The 19,622-nt window shown below is 47.0% G+C and carries 12 protein-coding genes and 3 tRNA genes; 9 read left to right on the top strand and 6 right to left on the bottom strand.

What is annotated here, in order from left to right; all coding sequences use genetic code 11:
* Positions 1–2: 2 nt before the first annotated feature.
* A complete protein-coding gene (locus MKS89_RS08980) occupies positions 3–233 on the bottom strand; it encodes a hypothetical protein (RefSeq protein WP_072961570.1) in 231 nt (76 codons plus the stop codon).
* 509 nt (positions 234–742) lie between these two features.
* Here MKS89_RS08980 and MKS89_RS08975 point away from each other — a divergent pair.
* The gene (locus tag MKS89_RS08975) at positions 743–1,723 is read left to right on the top strand and encodes a chemotaxis protein (protein WP_072961569.1); all 981 of its coding nucleotides are present in this window, start codon (positions 743–745) and stop codon (positions 1,721–1,723) included.
* Positions 1,724–1,880: 157 nt separating this feature from the next.
* The gene (locus MKS89_RS08970) at positions 1,881–2,549 is read left to right on the top strand and encodes a DUF2726 domain-containing protein (RefSeq protein ID WP_072961566.1); all 669 of its coding nucleotides are present in this window, start codon (positions 1,881–1,883) and stop codon (positions 2,547–2,549) included.
* A gap of 15 nt (positions 2,550–2,564) precedes the next feature.
* Here MKS89_RS08970 and MKS89_RS08965 read toward each other — a convergent pair whose 3' ends face one another.
* On the bottom strand, positions 2,565–3,629 hold the full coding sequence (locus MKS89_RS08965; protein ID WP_072961596.1) for a GGDEF domain-containing protein: 1,065 nt from the start codon (positions 3,627–3,629) through the stop codon (positions 2,565–2,567).
* Positions 3,630–3,903: 274 nt separating this feature from the next.
* Between MKS89_RS08965 and MKS89_RS08960 the strand changes: the two genes are divergently transcribed.
* From MKS89_RS08960 to MKS89_RS08950, 3 genes are all read left to right on the top strand, one after another.
* A tRNA-Val gene (locus tag MKS89_RS08960) sits at positions 3,904–3,980 on the top strand.
* A 27-nt stretch (positions 3,981–4,007) separates the two neighbouring features.
* Positions 4,008–4,084 (top strand) — tRNA-Val (locus tag MKS89_RS08955).
* A 27-nt stretch (positions 4,085–4,111) separates the two neighbouring features.
* Positions 4,112–4,188, top strand: a tRNA-Val gene (locus MKS89_RS08950).
* Between the two features lie 323 nt (positions 4,189–4,511).
* Here the strand turns inward: MKS89_RS08950 and MKS89_RS08945 are convergent.
* The 3 genes from MKS89_RS08945 to malT all read right to left on the bottom strand — a co-directional run bounded on the left by MKS89_RS08945 (position 4,512) and on the right by malT (position 10,036).
* Positions 4,512–5,423, bottom strand: coding sequence for a MalM family protein (locus MKS89_RS08945; RefSeq protein ID WP_072961565.1), 912 nt, complete (start codon positions 5,421–5,423; stop codon positions 4,512–4,514).
* A gap of 102 nt (positions 5,424–5,525) precedes the next feature.
* Positions 5,526–6,860, bottom strand: coding sequence for a carbohydrate porin (locus tag MKS89_RS08940; RefSeq protein ID WP_072961562.1), 1,335 nt, complete (start codon positions 6,858–6,860; stop codon positions 5,526–5,528).
* A 467-nt stretch (positions 6,861–7,327) separates the two neighbouring features.
* Positions 7,328–10,036: an HTH-type transcriptional regulator MalT gene (malT, locus tag MKS89_RS08935; RefSeq protein ID WP_072961561.1), complete on the bottom strand. Its 2,709-nt coding sequence runs from the start codon at positions 10,034–10,036 to the stop codon at positions 7,328–7,330.
* 281 nt (positions 10,037–10,317) lie between these two features.
* On the opposite strand from malT, the gene MKS89_RS08930 reads away from it, so the two are divergent.
* The gene (locus MKS89_RS08930; RefSeq protein WP_072961558.1) at positions 10,318–12,771 is read left to right on the top strand and encodes a glycogen/starch/alpha-glucan phosphorylase; all 2,454 of its coding nucleotides are present in this window, start codon (positions 10,318–10,320) and stop codon (positions 12,769–12,771) included.
* A 98-nt stretch (positions 12,772–12,869) separates the two neighbouring features.
* The gene (gene malQ, locus MKS89_RS08925) at positions 12,870–15,080 is read left to right on the top strand and encodes a 4-alpha-glucanotransferase (RefSeq protein ID WP_072961555.1); all 2,211 of its coding nucleotides are present in this window, start codon (positions 12,870–12,872) and stop codon (positions 15,078–15,080) included.
* Positions 15,081–15,183: 103 nt separating this feature from the next.
* Here the strand turns inward: malQ and malK are convergent, their stop codons facing one another.
* Positions 15,184–16,317, bottom strand: a complete 1,134-nt coding sequence (gene malK, locus MKS89_RS08920) for a maltose/maltodextrin ABC transporter ATP-binding protein MalK (protein ID WP_072961553.1) — start codon at positions 16,315–16,317, stop codon at positions 15,184–15,186.
* A 440-nt stretch (positions 16,318–16,757) separates the two neighbouring features.
* On the opposite strand from malK, the gene malE reads away from it, so the two are divergent.
* Positions 16,758–17,954 carry a maltose/maltodextrin ABC transporter substrate-binding protein MalE gene (gene malE / locus MKS89_RS08915; protein WP_072961551.1) on the top strand — a complete coding sequence of 399 codons (1,197 nt, stop codon included), beginning with the start codon at positions 16,758–16,760 and terminating at the stop codon, positions 17,952–17,954.
* Positions 17,955–18,058: 104 nt separating this feature from the next.
* Complete coding sequence (malF, locus tag MKS89_RS08910) at positions 18,059–19,615, top strand: maltose ABC transporter permease MalF (RefSeq protein WP_072961548.1); 1,557 nt, start codon at positions 18,059–18,061, stop codon at positions 19,613–19,615.
* Positions 19,616–19,622: the final 7 nt, after the last annotated feature.

The following is a 19,622-nucleotide window of genomic DNA, read 5'->3' as shown; positions in this document are numbered from 1 at the left end:
ATTTATTTATGAAAACTTGGGCAGAAGAAATCTGCGCGCCATGTAAGCTTATGTTTGCCTTTCATCGACAATAGGACGTCTTTGCCTTTCATTTGAGGAAATGCAAGCAAAGGCGGTAAATCATCGACATCATCGACTACGGCTTTATAAGCCCGGATACAAGTAAAAGTTGAATCTAAATTGTCTACCAGCATCTCATGGGATAAACAAATACCTAGCTCATCACGTCTCATTATATGTTCCTTCTATTATTACTCTTCCAATCTTTTCTCGGTGTATCACATACTTTTTGGATGATATTTATAATATATGCAATAGTTCCAACACTTCGTATAAAAAGTATACAATCTATATGGTGAGACCGAGGACATAAATCATCATTTCCTTGTGATCTTTGCCAAAATTTATAATGAAATTTCTAAAGTTGTTTTCGTAATAACAGTCTCTTGCATCTGTGGTGTGCTTCAGTCAATTTGTCCATAATACTGACGCTGACTTAGCTGATGAATTTATTGTTATTTTTACAAAACCCTGACAATATGAATGCGGAACATCTATGTGATCGGCATTGCTCTGATGAAAAAAACTTTTTGTTTGAGATGAAACAATCAGATACTGGTCATATTCTTTCGTTTATTCATCAATAAAATAGCGATAGTCGGGTAGATAAGATCTACAATAACAATGCTAAAATTGCTGTTTTTTTACAGCCCGGGTCAATCCAGAATAGAAGTAGAGCGGTATGAGTAATCCAACTAGTACAATCTTGACAGAAAGCGGCACCAATGAGCTTGAAATTATCGAGTTTCATATAGAGAAACGTCTACCGAATGGTGGCACTAAAACTTGTTACTATGGTATTAACGTTGCAAAAGTCCGGGAAGTCATTCAAGTTCCGGATACTACAGATTATCCGAATGCTCAGCCTCATATGATCGGGGTATTTTCTTCTCGGGATATATTAACCCCGTTGGTTGATCTGGCCGGTTGGCTTGGTATCCCGAAGTCACCGGATGTTGAGAGCAAGTTTGTTATCGTGACGGATTTTAACCGGATGACGAATGGCTTCTTAATCGACAGTGTTAGCAGAATTCATCGTATTTCTTGGAATGACGTCGAATCGCCAAGCCAGTTTCTTGAAGCTGGTGAGCAGGATTGTGTTGTTGCCGTTGTGCGCAAAGAAGGGCATCTGATTATGATTTTGGATTTTGAAAAAATCATTGCAGATATTAACCCTGAACTGAGCATGGAGAAATATGATGTCAGAGTGGATAAAAGCATTGACCTGAACCAGAAAATGGTGAGCAAGAGAAATGCGAAAACCGTGATGGTTGTCGATGATTCCGCATTCATTCGTAGTCTGATCCAAGACACACTGAGTTCTGCCGGTTACAACGTTATTGCTTGTAAAGATGGTGGTGAAGCTTTTGAAAAACTCATGAATATTGAACAAGCCGCAGCGAAAGAAGGTGTACAGGTTCGGGAACTGATTGATGCTGTGGTGACCGATGTCGAAATGCCTCGTATGGATGGGATGCATTTGGTGAAACGGTTGAGAGATAATAACTCATATCGTGATATTCCCATTGTGATGTTCTCTTCGCTGATGAGTGATGATAACCGTCATAAAGCATTGACATTGGGAGCCAATGATACAATTACCAAACCGGAGATCGGTAGATTGGTGGGTATGATGGATCAGTATATTTTTGAGACTGAGTAATCAGACTTAAAGCAGTTATTTCATATTGTCCGGTTTTGATTCAGCGTTTCTGTTGATTGGATATGCTGTTGTTTTATCAGACTGTTTATTATGTGATGTTTTTGGTGGTACGTTTCTGGTCTGTATTTAGGTGCATCACTGGGGGGATTGAATTACGATGCTGAACATTTTTATTATTGTTGCATTGTTAGTCTTGTTCTTTCTTTTTGCTCAGCGTTACATCATTAAAAAAGATGACACGAAAGAGTTCAGTTATCGACGATTCGGACCGCTGCTCAATCCCGCTGAAAGTATATTTTACCGTGCATTAATTGAAGCGGTCGGAGATCAGGGTGTTGTATTTGCCAAAGTGAATATGGCGCAGGTATTGGTCCCCACGGGACTGAAAAAGAAAAAAGATATTTTTATTGCCAGTCATAAGATTTCAAAACATAGCTTTCAGTTTGTTGTCTGTGACCCCAGAACATTTGAAGCTCGTGCGGTCATTGAACTCGATAATGGCAAATCGTTAAGTAAAGCTAAGATCGAGCGCGAAAAACTATTATTGAGTGTCTGTCGGTCTGCCAATATCCCTCTGATTGGCACGACCATCAAATATAGTTATCAGGTGAGTCGCTTGCGGCGACTTTTGGCAGCGCATATCGATCTGATTGAAGCGGATAAAGAAGTTCGGTTTTGTAAAAAATGTGGTAGCCCGATGATCATTCGGGTGGCGACGCAAGGCGACCATAAAGGGAGACGATTCTTTACATGTAGTCGCCAACCTCACTGCAATTATACGGAGAATTACAACGTCGTGTATGAAGATAATGAGGAAACGAACTAAGTTTACGATGAGGTATTAAGCCGATTTATACTCAACATCATCGTTAAGTGAGGTCTGTGAATCTCCCTGACAAATCCGCACTTGATTCTTGCCATTTTTTTTCGCTTTATAAAGTTCAATGTCTGCCAGTTTCAAAATATCAGAAAGGTTGTCTCCATTGCGGTAACGACAAATTCCGATACTTAACGTTAACTGTAAACGTTTGTCACCGAAGCTGAACAAATGATTACTGATGGTATGGCGAAGTTGTTCACCGATTTTTTTCGCTTCATCCAAGTCTATATCAAGCAAAGTGACACAAAATTCTTCTCCGCCAATTCGAAATAGGTTTTCATCACCGACGATCCGGCTGATGAGTAGGCTGGTTTCGATTAAAACCTTATCACCGATATCATGGCCAAAGCGATCATTAATCTGTTTAAAGTAATCAATATCGAGGATCAGCAAGCTCAAATGCTGTTGCTCTTTTTTTGTACTCGTAAAACGATGGAACGATGTTGACAGCGATAAGCGGTTATGTGCACCGGTCAAGGAGTCTCTGGAAGCCAGATACATCAGTGAGTTTTCAATATCGGAACGATTGGATTCATAAAGATGCGACACAATCCAAATCCCGATATAGCAGAGGACTAGATTAAACATGCTTTCTATCATGCTGTAACTGCCGTCTTGGCTCAGCTTCATCACAATAATTGAGGACTGAATTATCAAGAACGAACCACTGGTATACATGCCGTGTTTGATACCGAGTAATAGATACAGCACGATCGGGGCAAGGCAGCTCCAGACGAATAATCCCTGAGCAATCGGTTGAAAGTAGGTCCCGACCAGCAGCATGAACATCAGATAATAAGCGTAATAAAGAATGTACTGCTTGGGATATCGCTTTTGTTTGAGCTGCTTATAAATGAAGTAAGAATAAACGGACAGAATACCTTCAATGGAGGCCAGGAATAACTCGTTTCGATGAATGACGTGGAAGAGAGCGTAGAACAATGCTATCAATGTTAAAAATAGACTGATACCGGAAAGCACAGAAGTTCTGAGCAAATATGATTTATTAGGTAATCGGTCATCCATTTTAAGAGCGTTCTGCATATGTTCTAGCCAATTGAGGTATGTTACGCAATCATTGTAATACTTCAACTAGTTTTTTGGGTTAATGTCACAAAATTGGATTCGAATTACAATTCGTATGCATCGGGAAAAGTAATGAAATTTCGACGAAAAATGCTTGGGGTTGCGCAAAAAAGATTCATGTTGATGAACTTAAAGGCAATCGGTTAATTTTCAGGGAAATTTTTCTTGCACAACGTTAAGACTGTCGTTAATATCCTCTCCGTTCTTAATTGATGCGTCCGTAGCTCAGTTGGTTAGAGTATCGCCTTGACATGGCGGGGGTCGGTGGTTCGAGTCCACTCGGACGCACCATATACAAGAACATATCTGCATTATTATGCGTCCGTAGCTCAGCTGGTTAGAGTATCGCCTTGACATGGCGGGGGTCGGTGGTTCGAGTCCACTCGGACGCACCATATGCAACAGTATATCTACATCTCTATGCGTCTGTAGCTCAGCTGGTTAGAGTATCGCCTTGACATGGCGGGGGTCGGTGGTTCGAGTCCACTCAGACGCACCAATTCTTACTATCTCCTCTGTATTTCTTTTCTGTACAACTCTTCGTTACTCTGCTTTGTCGACATAAACCGACATAGTATTCATCTATGATTGTTTGAGTCGAGATCGTGGTGATTGATTATACGATATAACAACCATTCTATGCTTTATTCTGGTAAAAATAGTAAATCATTCAATAAGTTCAATCTTTATCTATCTAGATTGGTCGCATGTTTTGATGGGTGCAGTCACAATAACGAGCTTTATTGTACCTTCTCCCTCTATTCTTCAGTCTACTGAACCATTCCAGCACTATCAAACGGGTTATGTTACGAAACCGTCGTGTTACTTCCCGCATTTTTCAGCTTGCATCGTATTGATTGCATGGATAAACGTCTGCTGAATATTTGGTATGCGGAGTGTTTTTGCCTCATCTAACAGCGCCAGTGCTTTGGCGATATCGTGATGACTCACCGCATGTTCGATGGCCGACTGATAATAATGCGTGGATTCTGTTTGTGGTGGTGCAGTATGTTGCCATGAATTGCTCTTAACATCTGGCTTCGGAGATATCGGTCGATTTACCATCGTACGGTTACCTGATGTGGGCAGAGATTGTTGGAGAGCATGTTGACGAATCGACTCTGTTGCCACACTCATCGTCAGGGAGCCCTGATAGCCGGTGGTGACTGAGATATCTGTGACAATCGGCAGTGGTGCACCATCTTCAATCGCGCGTCGTTTTGCGGGGTGGGGAATGGTGATGGTTTTACCGACTTGATTCGGTTGGGTAAAAATAATCAGATAGGGCGTCTGTTCGGCATTAATTTGGTAGCTCTGTTCGAGTCGATCGGTTTCAAATACATCGCTGAACCGAAGTTGATGTGAATCGATCTGAAACGTCTTTTGCGGATGGTAGTCGGCATCAAGGAACACCAGCGTTGGCATGAATATCTGATCATGGAATACCAAACTCTTGAGCGTCAGTTTGACCGTGCCGGAACGTGGCGAAAATTGAAATGCACCAAAATATGAGCGCCCGCTGCTGAAATGCCGCACCGGAGACGATGAATCAATCTTGAGTTTGATGTCGTCGTTGGCATTCAGTGGCGTCCAGTAAACATCTTGATAACGGGTACAACACACGGCGTCTTCAGCAGGCGGGGAAACGATATTCTGAACCTGTTTTGTTGCTGAGCACCCAGAGACCATCAATAGTGCCAAGGAGAAATGGATCAGTTGCTGCATTTTCTGCATAGTGACTTCCTGCTTCCTGTTATGTTCGACAATCGTTATGTTCGGTAACGGCCGATTCAGGCAACCATGCGGTTGCCTGTTTTCACCATGGTTTATCTGGTATCAGAACCAAATTTCAGCCTCGATGCCGACACGCGTTTCCGTGTTGTCATCACCGGAGGTCCAAGCATAACCATTATCGCTTGATTTCATATAAGTGATATAGGGTTTGATCTGTGGGCGTCCCCAGTAATCTGCATTAACCGTCAGAACCGGCGCTAAAGTGGCGGTATAAAATGATGTATCGGCATCTTCACGTCCCCATGTTCCGGCTGCACCGAGACTTTCCAGTGCGTAGGTCAGGGTTGCTTCCATACGGAAGTTGTCATTCACTCGATAAGAGGGAGTGACACCGACAATCAGGCGTGACACCCCGTCTTTAGAGCCCCAGACATCGTGAGTGGTGTTGTTATCCAGTTGCCAATAAGTGACTTCGGTACCCAATTGAATATCCTGAGCAATATTGGCGACCCCATAAGATGTCAGAAACAGAGAACGGTCATCTTTTTTCCAGTTGCCGCTCCACTGACCGAAGTTGACCCCCCGGTTGGCAGAAACGCCTTTTCCGTAAGTAATAGCCGTCGTTGACCAACCATCGAAGCCGTAATAGTCGCGATGGTAGGTAATCGCCGCCCCGACACCATTTTTGGCGGTACTCGACTCATCAACATGTTTACGCGAAGTGATTTTCAGATCAAAATCGAATTTCCCCCCCAATCCTTTAACACCGTAATAGTAAAAATCAGCCGAAGTGAGGGTGGTACTCCGTCCGTCACTATCTAAAGAACACTGTTTGGAATTGACGTTTGCCCCCGAGAGTGTACAACTGCCTTCACCGGGATCCGCTGACATGACCGCAAATCCGGCGTCATGATACTGAACCCCGGCCCCGACACCCGAAGATTGCTTCCAGAACTCTTTCGTAATGATGCCTGACTGACGGTTCAGATAACGTTGACCTGCCCAAAGGCTGAGTCCATCGGCAAAGTAGGATAAATCGCCCAGCTCAATGTAAGCCTCTTTGAATTCCACCTGACCACTTTCCAAGTGTCCTTCATTGCCTGAAGATGAGGTATAAAATCCGCGGCCATTCCCTCCTTCATTATTGCCGTACTCCGCTTTTAACACATATTTCGCCCAGGAGCCGGAATCAAAATTCTGGCCTTTGGTGACCGTGAATTCGATCTGTGTCGGGTTACCGGAAAATGCAGCGCCAGCCGCGTGATAGTCTCTGCGGTGACCATAGCTGTCGTTTAAAGAGAGTGATTCGCCGACATTGTATAGTAGGTGACCATAACCATTGACTGTCCAGCCTTCATGAACTTTGTCTTCGGCTGAGGATTGCATTGAAAGCACTGCTCCGGAAATGGCTAAAGCAATTAAGCTTACCTTCTTCATGTGATTTGCTCCTGTTTATTGTGATTATTCCTATGTTCTCCGCTGATACCCATGGATGGTGCCGAACCGGGGGGCAGCGGAGAGGAAAAATGTGATTGCGTCGTTCGAACAAATCCCGACTCATCACGAATTTGTTCTGACTAGAGAACAAGATAAGGAATGCGACAGGGCCTGACTTCCTCTTCTGGCGTGAAATCTATGGAGGAAGCGTTGGGATGAGAGAGGCGGAGAAAAAAAGGAATCGCGATACAATGTTAGCTGAATCACAAATCTGGGGTGGAGGAAGGGGAAGCGCAGTGACAAACTCCCGGTAATTGAGTGATCCGTATCGCATTTAATCGTTTAGCAATCCGGGATTACCTTGAACATCAATGTGCAAAAATGTGAAATACACCCGATTTGGTGACTGGCCGGTCAACAAAAAAACGGCCGTGCAGCGGTCACCACACGTCCGTCGGCGAGGTTATTTAGTATCCCATTAAGCTCAGTAATCGTTCAGCCGTTTCTATGGCTTCTTTACGGTTGGTCAGATTCAGTTTCTGATAGAGATTTCTAATGTGGGTTTTGATCGTGGTTCCCGCAACGTCCAGCTCCTGAGAGATTTGCTCATTGCTAAAACCTGAATAGATCAGGCCAAGCACTTGCCATTCACGTTGTGTCAATGGACTAGTGCGAACCAACTCAGGAACCTTGGGATGGTTCAGCAGCTTATCGATAAATTCCTCATCGAAATGCAATGAACGACTCCGCTGTTTCTGGGCGATCTCACGGAGCAAATATTTAGCGCGATGCTTTTCTAAATCCTCAAGCGTTTCACCTTGCAGCAGTTGCTGTAAGATCGGATATAAGTGTTGTCCTTCGATGAGAAAATCCGCCACCATACCCGTCTGATTGGTCATCTTTAAGGCTTGTCGTAACACGGTTTCAGCCACTTGTGGTTGTTGCTGATGCACCGCGAGTACCGCTTCGACAATCAGGTTACGATTGGTATCGGTAAAGAGTTCGGATTGTTGCGCTTCATGCTGCAAAAACGCCAGACTCTGCTGCGCTTTCTCCAGTTGGCCGGTATAGATCTGAGCCCGTGCGATATTACGCCACTGGAGTTGTAAAAAATGATTTTTCGCTTCCGAAGGGCGGGAAGCCTGAGCGAGCCATGTTTCGATTGCGTCGGCATCATCCCGGACTTGCCAGTAGAGCAGTAAAGCGAACGAGGCATTTGCAGTCCAGTCAATATGGTAGCTGGATTGGCTCAACAACGTTTCTATCTGCGCCACAAACTTTGCCGCGCGATCAATTTCTCCGCGGGCTATCGCAATACGGGCAAGAATCGAGTAACTATGCAGATGTTTACTGATGTCTAAGTTACCCAGTACTCGAATCCCTTTTTGGGCAAAGACTTCCGCTTCATCCAGTGAATTCCAGCACCAGAGAATCTGCGCATGGAGCCGTAGCAGAAATTCATGTAACGGTACCTGATGTAACTGTTGGGCTTCAATCAGTTTGAAAGCTGACTCATGTAGCTCGAAGGCGGCCTGAACATACCCCTGAGCGAGCAAAATTTCGCTCTGCTGGATTAAAGCCCACAATGCCTGATGATAAACCTGATGCTGTCGGGCTAACTTCTCGGTTTGTTGCATCAGAGAAAGCGCTCGGTTGAGCTCCCCATGCACGTGATTGACTTCTCCGACAATCGAGGTAGCAATAATCCGGCTGCGAAAATCGGTCGTTGCCAACTGACTCAGGGCGAGTTCAGCCAGTTCCGATGCGAGTTCCGGATCATTCTTGTTGATGGCAACCTGAGCTCTGAGCGTGTTGATTTGTCCTTGCTCCGGCTGAGAAATCGAGATGTTTCTCAGACACATCTCATGTTCGGCCTGCGTCAGCATATCCTCGACCCGGGGATAGCTGTGCTGGCTCTGGGCTAACCACGCCTGAAGTAACGGCAATTTCACACCGGCGTAGAGATGCTCGGCATCGAGTTCATCCATTGCTGTTTCCAGAATATTTAACTCACCATGATTGAACATGCGCCAGCCGTGAGCGAGCAAAATCTGGGTGGTCAAATCACTGTTATTGGTTTGCTGTGCGTGTTTCAGCGCCTGATGAGGAATATCCAATTTAAGCCAAGCCTGAGCGGCCCGGCTATGTAATCGTTGTTCCTCATCAGGAATGATTTTATGCCGTTGATGGGTCAGAAACTCTGCAAACAGGTGATGGAAGCGATACCAGTTTTGTTCACTTTCCAGCCGATGAATGAACAGGCCATAACGGTTGAGAGACTCAATCATGTTCAATGCATCGCTGCGCTGGGTCAGTTCAGCAACCAATACATCGTTGAAGGTCTCCAGAACCGCACATTGCAACAGAAACAACCGTGTGTCGCTATCAATATAAGCAAACACTTCTTCAATTAAGTATTCCCACAGATGATCATGATTGAACCGAGCGACCGACTGCCGTGACTGAGCCAACGAGCGATTCTGATGCTTGGCCTGTAACGCGATCAATTGTAGGGCGGAAGGCCAGCCTTCGACATAATGCCGCAGCTCACTGACGGTTTCCGAATCAAATTCATCGTGAACCACCTGACTGAAAAAGCGGGTTGTTTCTTCTTCATCAAATGCCAGTATATCGTGATCAATCTCGATGAGCAGATCGCGAACACGCAGGTTCGCAATACCCAACGGCGGATTGGCACGGCTGGTGACGACCACCGTCATGTTGTCCGGCATATGTTTAATAAAGAAACGCACTGCTTCGTGGATCTTCTCATCATCAATCAAGTGGTAGTCGTCAAGAACCAGATAGCAAGGTTGCGTGACATCCTGAATTTCATGAAAGAGTTCAGCAAACAGAGAAGAGACGGAAGAGTACTGGCTGCGTTCGGCAAGGGTCTGACTATTCGGACAGCCATTGCCGGTGGCGATATTAATCGCCTGAATAAAGTAATTGATGAAACGAAACGAATCATTGTCACCGTCATCGATGCTATACCAGCCGACAGCAGGGCTATCGGCAAGCCACTGTGCTGCCATGGTTGTCTTACCATAACCGGCTGGTGAGCGAAACAACACTACTTTACATCGATGCGCATGGCGCAGGGTATCGAGTACCCGTTGTCGAGAGATCGCATGGTGTAGACGACTCGGACGTGTCAGTTTTGATGGAATCCACATAAATTCTGCACTATATCTTCAAGTTGCATCAATGCTCGGTAGTTTAGCGTGGTGCGTACGGTCTGGAACTTGATCGACTTCTTAATACACAAATTTATAACAATTTTATGAATTGGATGCTGCCTTTTTGAGCCATCGGGCCATCATCAGGCTCTACGCCCACTGACTCCTACCACAATTCCCTTTCAGCGGGAGGATGTTTCATGACGCAGGACTATGCAGGATATACCCATACCTTTAGTCCTTAAATTACGCAAGATGCTGTAAAGAGTGAGATAGTCATGAACAATGAACCAACCAATCTTTTTGAGCCGGAGGCATTCAAACAGAGTGTCTTACATCATTTGAAGACCACCTATTCGCAAGAGATTGAACATGCAAGCACCCGGTCATGGTACTTGGCGATGGTGAGAGTGTTGTCTGAAATGACCATTGCCGATCTGGTCGATACGGAACATGATCCTCGGGTTCGCAACGCAAAACATGTGAATTATCTGTCACTCGAATTTCTGATGGGACGTCTGACGGGCAATGCGCTGATTAACATGAATGTGTATGCGCAGGTTGAGCATGTCATGCAAACACTGGGACAATCATTGTCTGATTTATTGGAGCATGAGCGTGATCCGTCACTCGGCAACGGTGGGTTGGGGCGTTTAGCCGCCTGCTTCATGGACTCCTGCGCTGCTCAGGAATACCCCACAGTCGGATACGGGTTACATTATGAATATGGATTGTTCAAACAGTCTTTTGTCGCTGGGCGACAACAGGAAGCACCGGATGAATGGCGCGGAGAAGAGGGCTACCCGTGGGAACGGATGCGCCCTGAACTGACCCGGCGAGTCGGGTTCTTCGGCCATGTTGAAACCTATCAACATCAAGGTAAAACCAAGCACCGTTGGCTGCCGGACCAAATTGTAAAAGCGATCGCATGGGATATTCCGATTGTCGGATATAAGAGTCACACGGTTTACCCGTTGCGTTTATGGGAATGCCGGGCAGAACAAGGGTTCTCGCTCGATAAGTTTAATGAAGGTGCTTATATTGAAGCGCAGCGGCGCATGATTGAAGCGGCAAACCTGACCAAAGTGCTTTATCCGAATGATAACCATGAACAAGGTAAAGTTTTGCGCCTGATGCAACAATACTTTCATAGTGCGGCATCCATCGGTGACATTGTTGCTCGTCACGAACAAGCCGGACGCGATTGGGAGAGTTTACCCGATTATGAAACCATCCAATTGAATGACACCCATCCTGCAATCGCGATTCCCGAACTGATGCGACTCTTGATCGATGAGAAAGATCTGGCGTGGCAAACTGCGTGGTCGATTTGTGCGCAGGTTTTTGCTTACACCAACCATACTCTGATGCCAGAAGCCTTAGAAACTTGGCGCAAATCTCTGATGACCAAGTTACTGCCTCGACATATGGCGCTCATCACGGAAATTGATCAGTATTTCCTGAAACAGGTCGAGCAACAGTGGCCGGGTGATACCGACAAGCAAGCGAAGCTTGCGATCGTCTCCACGGAGAAAGAGCCAATGGTGAGAATGGCCAATCTGTGTGTCGTCGGTTCTTATGCGGTCAACGGTGTTGCCGCAATGCACACGGAGCTGGTGCAAAAAGAATTATTCCCTGAATTCAATACGTTATTCCCTAACCGAATCCGTAATGTCACCAACGGGATTACCCCGCGTCGCTGGTTAACCTATTGCAACCCCGATCTGGCGACGCTGATCCGTCATAAAATCGGATACCGGTGGGAAGACAATCTCGACCATCTGGCAGCGTTGGCTGATTATGCCGAAGAATCGGATTTTCAGGCTGCATTTATGGCGACGAAGAAAGCCAATAAAGAACGTTTGGCGCAATGGGTGCTGACCAATCTCGGGTTAGAGATTAATCCCAATGCGTTGTTTGATGTACAAATCAAGCGTCTGCATGAGTACAAACGTCAACATTTAAATCTGCTACATATTTTGTCTTTGTATCACCGTCTGTTACATGAACCGACGTTTGATATGGTGCCCCGCGTGGTCTTTTTTGCTGCCAAAGCCGCCCCCGGTTATCACCTTGCCAAAGAGATTATCTATGCCATCAATCAGGTGGCTGAGACCATCAATCAAGATGAGCGAGTCAACGATAAACTGAAAGTTGTGTTTATTCCCGATTACCGGGTCAGCATTGCAGAATTGATCATTCCCGCTGCGGATCTGTCTGAGCAGATTTCAACCGCAGGGAAAGAAGCATCCGGGACCGGCAACATGAAACTGGCACTCAACGGTGCGCTGACGATCGGGACGATGGATGGGGCGAATGTGGAAATTCGCGAAGAGGTCGGTGACGAAAATATCTTTATCTTTGGCTTAAACGTGCATCAGGTGAATCAATGCCTGAAAGACGGTTATGACCCCGACACTTACTACAGGGCTGACCCGCTCCTGAAAGCAAGCCTTGACTGGCTTAACACTGACGATTTCACACCGGGAAGTCCACACGGATTAAAAGCGGTGTACGACACCTTATTACGTGACGGTGACCCTTATCTGTGTCTGGCCGATTTCCGCGCTTATGTTGACGCACAAGAAGCGGTGGACCGCCAGTACCGTGATGTGCAGGGTTGGGCCCGCAAAGCGATTTTAAATACGGCATTGGTGGGTAAATTCAGTTCGGATCGGTCGATTCGCGATTATGTGGAGACGATCTGGCGGCTGCAACCCGTCAAACGTTAATTCAGCAATCGAATGACATGGTGTATCGGAGCCGAGTATTTCGCCTCGGCTCATTCATCTTATGAATTTTTATCAATGCAATGTCATTGGAGTGAAACATGATAACAAAACCAACATTGGAGCATGTGGCCGATCTCGCCGGGATTGCCAAGTGCTACACGGATGCATGGGGTAATGAAACGGAAGTTCCCGAGCAGACGTTGCGTCAGATTCTTGCCATTATGGGCTATGATATGTCAGAAGATGCCCGACTCATGGCATCAGCAATCCACAAACATCAATCTCGGTTGTCAGAGCCGGTCATCGTTGTTCGTGGCGACGGGCAACCCGTCGATATCACACTTAGCATCGGCCGCGATGCTTCATATGAGCATTTCTCCTGGCAGATCCGAACAGAAGACCATCAGTATCTTGATGGGGAAGTGGCCACACACCTCCTTGCGGATCACCGCGACAGTGACGGCACCGTGACGCTGCGGATCACCGGGTTAGCACAGGGCTACCATCAATTGTGGGTGAGAGACAAACGTAATGGTCATTTTGAGGAGAGTCTGCTGATCATTGCGCCGGTTGCGTGTTATAAACAGCCCGCATTATTGTCAGGCCAGAAAATGTGGGGGCTGAGTATTCAGCTTTATACGCTCCGTAGTAAAGATAACTGGGGAATCGGCGATTTTGGTGATCTGAAACAGCTGATCACCGAAGTTGCAGATCAAGGGGCTCAGTTTATCGGGCTCAACCCACTGCATACGCTTTTCCCGGCTTGTCCGGAATTTGCCAGTCCTTATAGCCCCTCTTCAAGATTCTGGTTAAATACGCTCTATATCGATGTCAGTTCGGTGCCTGAATTTGTCCTCAGCCATGCCGCGCAGTCGTTGGTCGGCAGTGCCGATTTTCAGCACCGGCTGGAGCAGACAAGAGCCAAACCATGGGTTGATTACACCGAAGTGAACACCCTCAAAATGATGGTGTTGCCGTTGTTGTATCAGGAGTTTCGTCATCGTCATCTGACGCATCGTTCTGAGCGGGCACAAGCGTTTATGCGGTTTGTGGCGCAGGGCGGGGATAGTTTGACTGCGCTGGCGGTGTTTCATGTGCTGTCCGAAACATTCGGCCAGAGCGGGGACGAGACGAATGAGGCGCCCCAACCTCGAGGATGGGCACAGTTTCCGTCGGAATATCAAGATTATCAGAGCGAGACGGTACAAGCCTTTATTGAGACACATCAGGACGAAATTCAGTTTCACATATACTTGCAGTGGATTGCTGAAAGCCAGTTGAAAGAAGCACAATCAATGGCACGGGAACGGGGTATGGCGATTGGCTTATATCGCGATTTGGCCGTTGGTGTCAGCAGAAATGGTTGTGATACCTGGGTTGATGGCAATCATCATACGCTGGTCAAAGCGGTGAGTGTCGGTGCGCCACCGGATATTCTCGGGCCGCTCGGACAAGACTGGGGACTACCGCCATTTCATCCGGTCACGCTGCGGGAACACGGGTATCGCCCTTTTATTGATTTGCTCAGAGCCAATATGAAGCATTGCGGGGCTTTGCGCATTGATCATGTGCTGGGATTGTTAAGGCTGTGGTGGATACCCGAGGGGAAAACAGCGAAAGAGGGGGCTTATGTTTACTATCCGGTTGAGCATCTGCTGGCGATTCTGGCCTTGGAATCCCACCGACATCAGTGTGCGGTCATTGGTGAAGATTTAGGCACGGTTCCGACGCAGATGGCGGAGATTCTCGCAACCGCAGGCATCCATTCATATAAAGTATTTTTCTTCGAAAAATCTCAGCAAGGCGTGTATACACCACCGTCAGACTATCCTTATCAGTCGATGACGGCTTTATGTACACACGATATGCCGACACTGAGAGGGTTTTGGCATGGTTCTGATCTGTCATTGGGGCAGCAACTGGGGCTTTATCCCGATGAGACGCAACTCGAACAATTGCGTCAAGACCGTGCACAAATTCGTCATGGCGTGTTGCAAGCGCTGGGGATGTTAAACGCGCAAGGACAAGATAGCACCGGTCAGGTGCCAACGGCGGCGGCTGAAGAACATCTGGTCATGGACCCATTATTGGGTGAGTTAATCCAGTTGCATGTGGCCTCGGGTCGTTCGGCGCTGGTCAGTATTCAGCTTGAAGACCTGCTGGCGATGGATGAGCCGGTTAATGTGCCGGGGACTGTTGATCAATATCCTAACTGGCGGAGAAAACTTACGGCTGATTTAACCACGATGTTTTCGTCACCGGCTATTCGGCAAATGCTGGTGAAGCTTACTCAGATTCGCGCTGCCTGAAGTGATTGGTCATGCAGAGATGAAAAACCGGTTCTCAGATGAGAACCGGTTTTTGGTTTGGGAGACATCACGCCTGAATCATGACGCGACGAATTCATTGGTATCAATCGTGATAAGCAGCCTCGAAATCTACACCTTTTTCACGATAACATCTCGGACAAGCGCTGCCGTCGCTGTGGAACAGATGACAGCGGTTCGGTTCGATACCAATCGTATATGCATCACCGACTTCGACATCAAGAGTATCCATCGCCCGATAAATTACATTGGCATCAGCGCCTTTCAAATGCAGATAGATCTGCGTTTCGTTACCGAGTTTTTCGACGATCTGGACGGTGCCCGATACCGTAAATGAGGCGGATTCAGCACTGATTAAATGTTCCGGACGAATCCCTAAAGACATCCGTTCTCCCGGATGAACCTGATCGCCTTTGACCGGAATCCAGAACGTTTCACCGTTGGGTAATTGCACCATCACTCGCTCGGACTCCACAGCTTCGACATTCACCGTCATAAAATTCATTTTCGGTGAGCCGATAAACCCTGCCACAAAACGGTTTTTAGGATAATGATAGAGCGCCAGCGGCTGGCCGACCTGAGCAACAGACCCCGTTTGAAGCACAACGATCTTATCGGCCATAGTCATGGCCTCAACTTGATCATGCGTGACATAAATCATGGTGCAACCGAGCTGGCGCTGTAATTTGGTAATCTCACTGCGCATATTGACCCGTAACGACGCATCGAGATTCGAGAGCGGTTCGTCAAGGAGAAATACATTCGGTCTTGAGACCAATGTCCGGCCAATGGCGACTCGTTGACGTTGCCCACCGGATAATGCTTTGGGCTGTCGGTCCAGCAGGTGGCCGAGTTGGAGAATTTCAGCCGCTTCAACGACGCGGGCGTGGATTGCTTTTTTATCGGCTTTGGCGAGTTTGAGGCCAAACGACATGTTGTCATACAAATTCAGATGGGGATAAAGGGCATAGGATTGAAAAACCATCCCGACACCTCTTTTGGATGGTTCAATATCATTGACGCGTTGTTCACCAATATATAAATCACCCGAGGTGATATCTTCTAAGCCGGCAATACAGCGTAGCAGGGTGGATTTACCACATCCTGACGGGCCGACGAAAACGACAAACTCACCATCGTTGATTTCCAAATTCACATCCTTGGTAATCACGACATCATTGTAAGCCTTCGATACATTTTTCAGGGTGACACTTGCCATCTCGATCATCCTTAACTCAAATATAGATTTGTGACATGTAATGGGTGCAGTCATACTCAGTAACTGTGACTCATTATCGGGTATTGTTCCACCTGGCGCGATAATTTGGGAATGCGCGGTGATTTGAGAACAGTATGCGTGAAAGGACGCTGCGGTGCATCCTCCTGCCGCACGGAACCTCAGGGTGGACGGCGAAGGATTAGCATCAGGGGAGGGATGAGAGAACGGCAGGCTTGCGTTGGCCGGAAATCAGACGGAAAAGTGTCATCAATCACATTTTATCCAACATTTAAGTGATTCAGTGGCACAGATGTTGATGGGAGTCACGAAAATACCGTTATATCTCAGGGGCGTAGGGCTCAGGATGATGAGGAACGACGCAATATTTTTCATCATATGTCATCACCTCCTACGACAAGTTGAAAAATAAGGATAAGCGCATGAAAAAGACCCTACATGCTGTCGCGATTTGTACCTGTACAGCTTTAGGCTCGTTGAGTCTGAGTTTGAGTGCAAATGCTGCCATTGCGGAAGGACAGCTCACAATATGGATTAATGGAGACAAGGGCTACAACGGTCTGGCGGAAGTTGGTAAAAAATTTGAACAAGACACGGGGATTCCGGTTACGGTACTGCACCCGGACGGGTTACAGGATAAGTTCCCGCAGACCGCAGCAACCGGTGACGGGCCTGATATCGTGTTTTGGGCGCATGATCGGTTTGGCGGATACGCTGAAGCCGGATTGCTGGCGGAGGTTCATCCGTCCCCGGAACTGAAAGCAAACATGTTCGATTTCGCATGGGATGCGGTCCAGTATCACGGCAAGTTCATCGGCTATCCGGTCGCGGTAGAGTCACTGTCGCTGATTTATAACAAAGATCTGGTACCTGAGCCGCCCAAAAACTGGGAGGATATTGCTAAACTGAATGACAAGCTGAGCAAACAGGGTAAAAGCGCGATTATGTGGAATTTGAAAGAACCGTACTTTACTTGGCCATTGCTGGCGGCTGATGGCGGGTACGCGTTTAAATTCAGCAGTGATAAGGGCTATGACATCAAGGATATCGGGGTGAATAAACCCGGCGTTCGCAAAGCGATGACGTTCTTGAAAGGGCTGATCGACAGTCACGTCATTTCACCGGATATGGATTATTCCGTGTCTGAGTCTGAGTTCACCAAGGGCAATACGGCTATGACGATTAACGGGCCGTGGAGCTGGGGCAACATTGACAAATCCGGTATTCATTACGGTGTCACCACGCTACCTAAATTTAATGGCAAAAATTCCAAACCATTTGTTGGTGTGTTGTCCGCCGGGATCAGTACCGCCTCACCCAATAAAGATCTTGCCGTTGAATTTCTTGAGCACTATCTGTTGACTGATGACGGTCTGGCGATGGTGAATGCAGATAAGCCGTTGGGCGCAGTTGCTCTGAAATCTTATCAGAAGAAACTTGCCAACGATCCGCGCATTGCTGCCACGATGTACAATGCGACCGATGGTGAGATTATGCCGAATATACCGCAGATGAATGCATTCTGGAGCTCGATGAAAAATGCCATTATCAATGTGGTTGATGGACGTCAGTCGGTTGACTCGGCATTAGCTGATGCGCAAAAGCAAATTGCACATTAATGGAAATGAGTCAGGTGATATGAAACCGGTATGCGCCATCGATGATGGTTCGTGGTTTGGTCTCACCTGACCTGAATTAGCTTGATTAAATTTCAGGAAGTTTTATGCAATTCGTTCAGAAAGCAGACCCCGGCAGTTTGAGTACCGGTCATAAAATCAAGTGGGTGATACTGTTTGCGATAGGCAGCCTGAACGGTTATGCCAGTATCATGATGTATGCGCGTGGTGAAATTGCGTTTGCGTTGTTGACCATTGTTCTGACAGCGCTGGCACTGTACATTTTTGGCAGCCGGAAAACATATGCGCATCGTTATATTTATCCCGGCATTGCAGGCATGATCCTGTTTATTATGTTTCCGCTGGTTTACACCATCGGACTCTCCTTCACCAATTACAGCGCAAAAAACCAGCTTTCTTTAGAACGCGCGCAGTCAGTCTTACTTGATCAGACTTATCAAAGCGGTCAGAACTATCCTTTTACCCTGTATCACGCGCAAAACGGCTACCGTTTGGTGATCCGCAACGGAGAGCAGTTACTGGCGACTCCGGCATTTTCACTGGGTCGCCATCCGGCTAAACAGTTGGCCTTAACACCGATTCAGTCTCCGCAAGGATGGACAAAAGAGTCACTCAAAACCGTGATTCAACATCGGGATACACTGTCCGGGCTGAAATTAGTTACCCCGGACAAACAAACGATTCGGATGAATGGGTTACGTCGGTTTTCAGCCATTTTCCCCAAATATCAGTTGCTCGATGATGGGATGACGCTGCGTAATCAGCAAAATGGTGAATTACTCAAGCCCAACATGGATATCGGCTTTTATCAGCCGGTTGATCAGCATGGTCAGTTTGATAAGACCCCGATATCTCCGGGATTTATTGTCAAAATCGGGACGGCTAACTTTGAGCGGGTGTGGCAGGACGATGGGATTAAAGAACCGTTCATCAGCATCTTTATCTGGACGGTGGCTTTTTCCGCGCTAACCGTCGGGCTGACCCTGATCATCGGTTTGGTACTTGCCAGCGTCGTGCAATGGGAAGCGCTGCGCGGACGGTCGGCTTATCGTGTGCTACTGATCTTGCCTTATGCAGTACCGGCATTCATTTCGATTCTTATTTTTAAAGGGTTGTTTAATCAGAGTTTCGGTGAAATCAACATGGTGTTGAATGCGCTGTTCGGTCTCAAACCGGCATGGTTTTCCGATCCCATCATGGCTCGGGTTATGGTGATTGCGGTCAACACCTGGCTTGGATTTCCCTACATGATGATTTTGTGTATGGGATTACTGAAAGCGATTCCCGAAGATCTCTATGAAGCCTCAGCGATTGATGGCGCAGGGCCGTTGTACAATTTTACGAAAATCACGCTTCCGTTGATGATCAAGCCGTTAACGCCGCTCTTGATTGCCAGCTTCGCGTTTAATTTTAATAACTTCGTGATGATTTATCTGCTGACCGGCGGCGGGCCAAATATGATCGGGACGACCGAGCCGGCCGGCTATACGGACTTACTGGTCAGCTACACCTATCGGATTGCCTTTGAGGGCAGTGGCGGTCGGGACTTCGGTCTGGCCAGTGCGATTGCAACACTGATCTTCTTACTGGTGGGTGCATTGGCATTAATCAATCTTCGTTTCACTCGGACAGGACAAGATTAAGGAGTTG

The sequence above is a fragment of the Vibrio gazogenes genome, assembly GCF_023920225.1.
Lineage (GTDB): Bacteria > Pseudomonadota > Gammaproteobacteria > Enterobacterales > Vibrionaceae > Vibrio > Vibrio gazogenes.
Note: the sequence above shows the minus strand (reverse complement) of the source record. Positions and strands in the feature narration are given on the sequence as shown.

Bases quoted from the DNA above. Each gene is read 5' to 3' on its own strand.
- MKS89_RS08980 (WP_072961570.1), bottom strand. From the start codon at position 233: ATGAGACGTGATGAGCTAGGTATTTGTTTATCCCATGAGATGCTGGTA.
- MKS89_RS08975 (WP_072961569.1), top strand. From the start codon at position 743: ATGAGTAATCCAACTAGTACAATCTTGACAGAAAGCGGCACCAATGAG.
- MKS89_RS08970 (WP_072961566.1), top strand. From the start codon at position 1,881: ATGCTGAACATTTTTATTATTGTTGCATTGTTAGTCTTGTTCTTTCTT.
- MKS89_RS08965 (WP_072961596.1), bottom strand. From the start codon at position 3,629: ATGGATGACCGATTACCTAATAAATCATATTTGCTCAGAACTTCTGTG.
- MKS89_RS08945 (WP_072961565.1), bottom strand. From the start codon at position 5,423: ATGCAGAAAATGCAGCAACTGATCCATTTCTCCTTGGCACTATTGATG.
- MKS89_RS08940 (WP_072961562.1), bottom strand. From the start codon at position 6,860: ATGAAGAAGGTAAGCTTAATTGCTTTAGCCATTTCCGGAGCAGTGCTT.
- malT (WP_072961561.1), bottom strand. From the start codon at position 10,036: ATGTGGATTCCATCAAAACTGACACGTCCGAGTCGTCTACACCATGCG.
- MKS89_RS08930 (WP_072961558.1), top strand. From the start codon at position 10,318: ATGAACAATGAACCAACCAATCTTTTTGAGCCGGAGGCATTCAAACAG.
- malQ (WP_072961555.1), top strand. From the start codon at position 12,870: ATGATAACAAAACCAACATTGGAGCATGTGGCCGATCTCGCCGGGATT.
- malK (WP_072961553.1), bottom strand. From the start codon at position 16,317: ATGGCAAGTGTCACCCTGAAAAATGTATCGAAGGCTTACAATGATGTC.
- malE (WP_072961551.1), top strand. From the start codon at position 16,758: ATGAAAAAGACCCTACATGCTGTCGCGATTTGTACCTGTACAGCTTTA.
- malF (WP_072961548.1), top strand. From the start codon at position 18,059: ATGCAATTCGTTCAGAAAGCAGACCCCGGCAGTTTGAGTACCGGTCAT.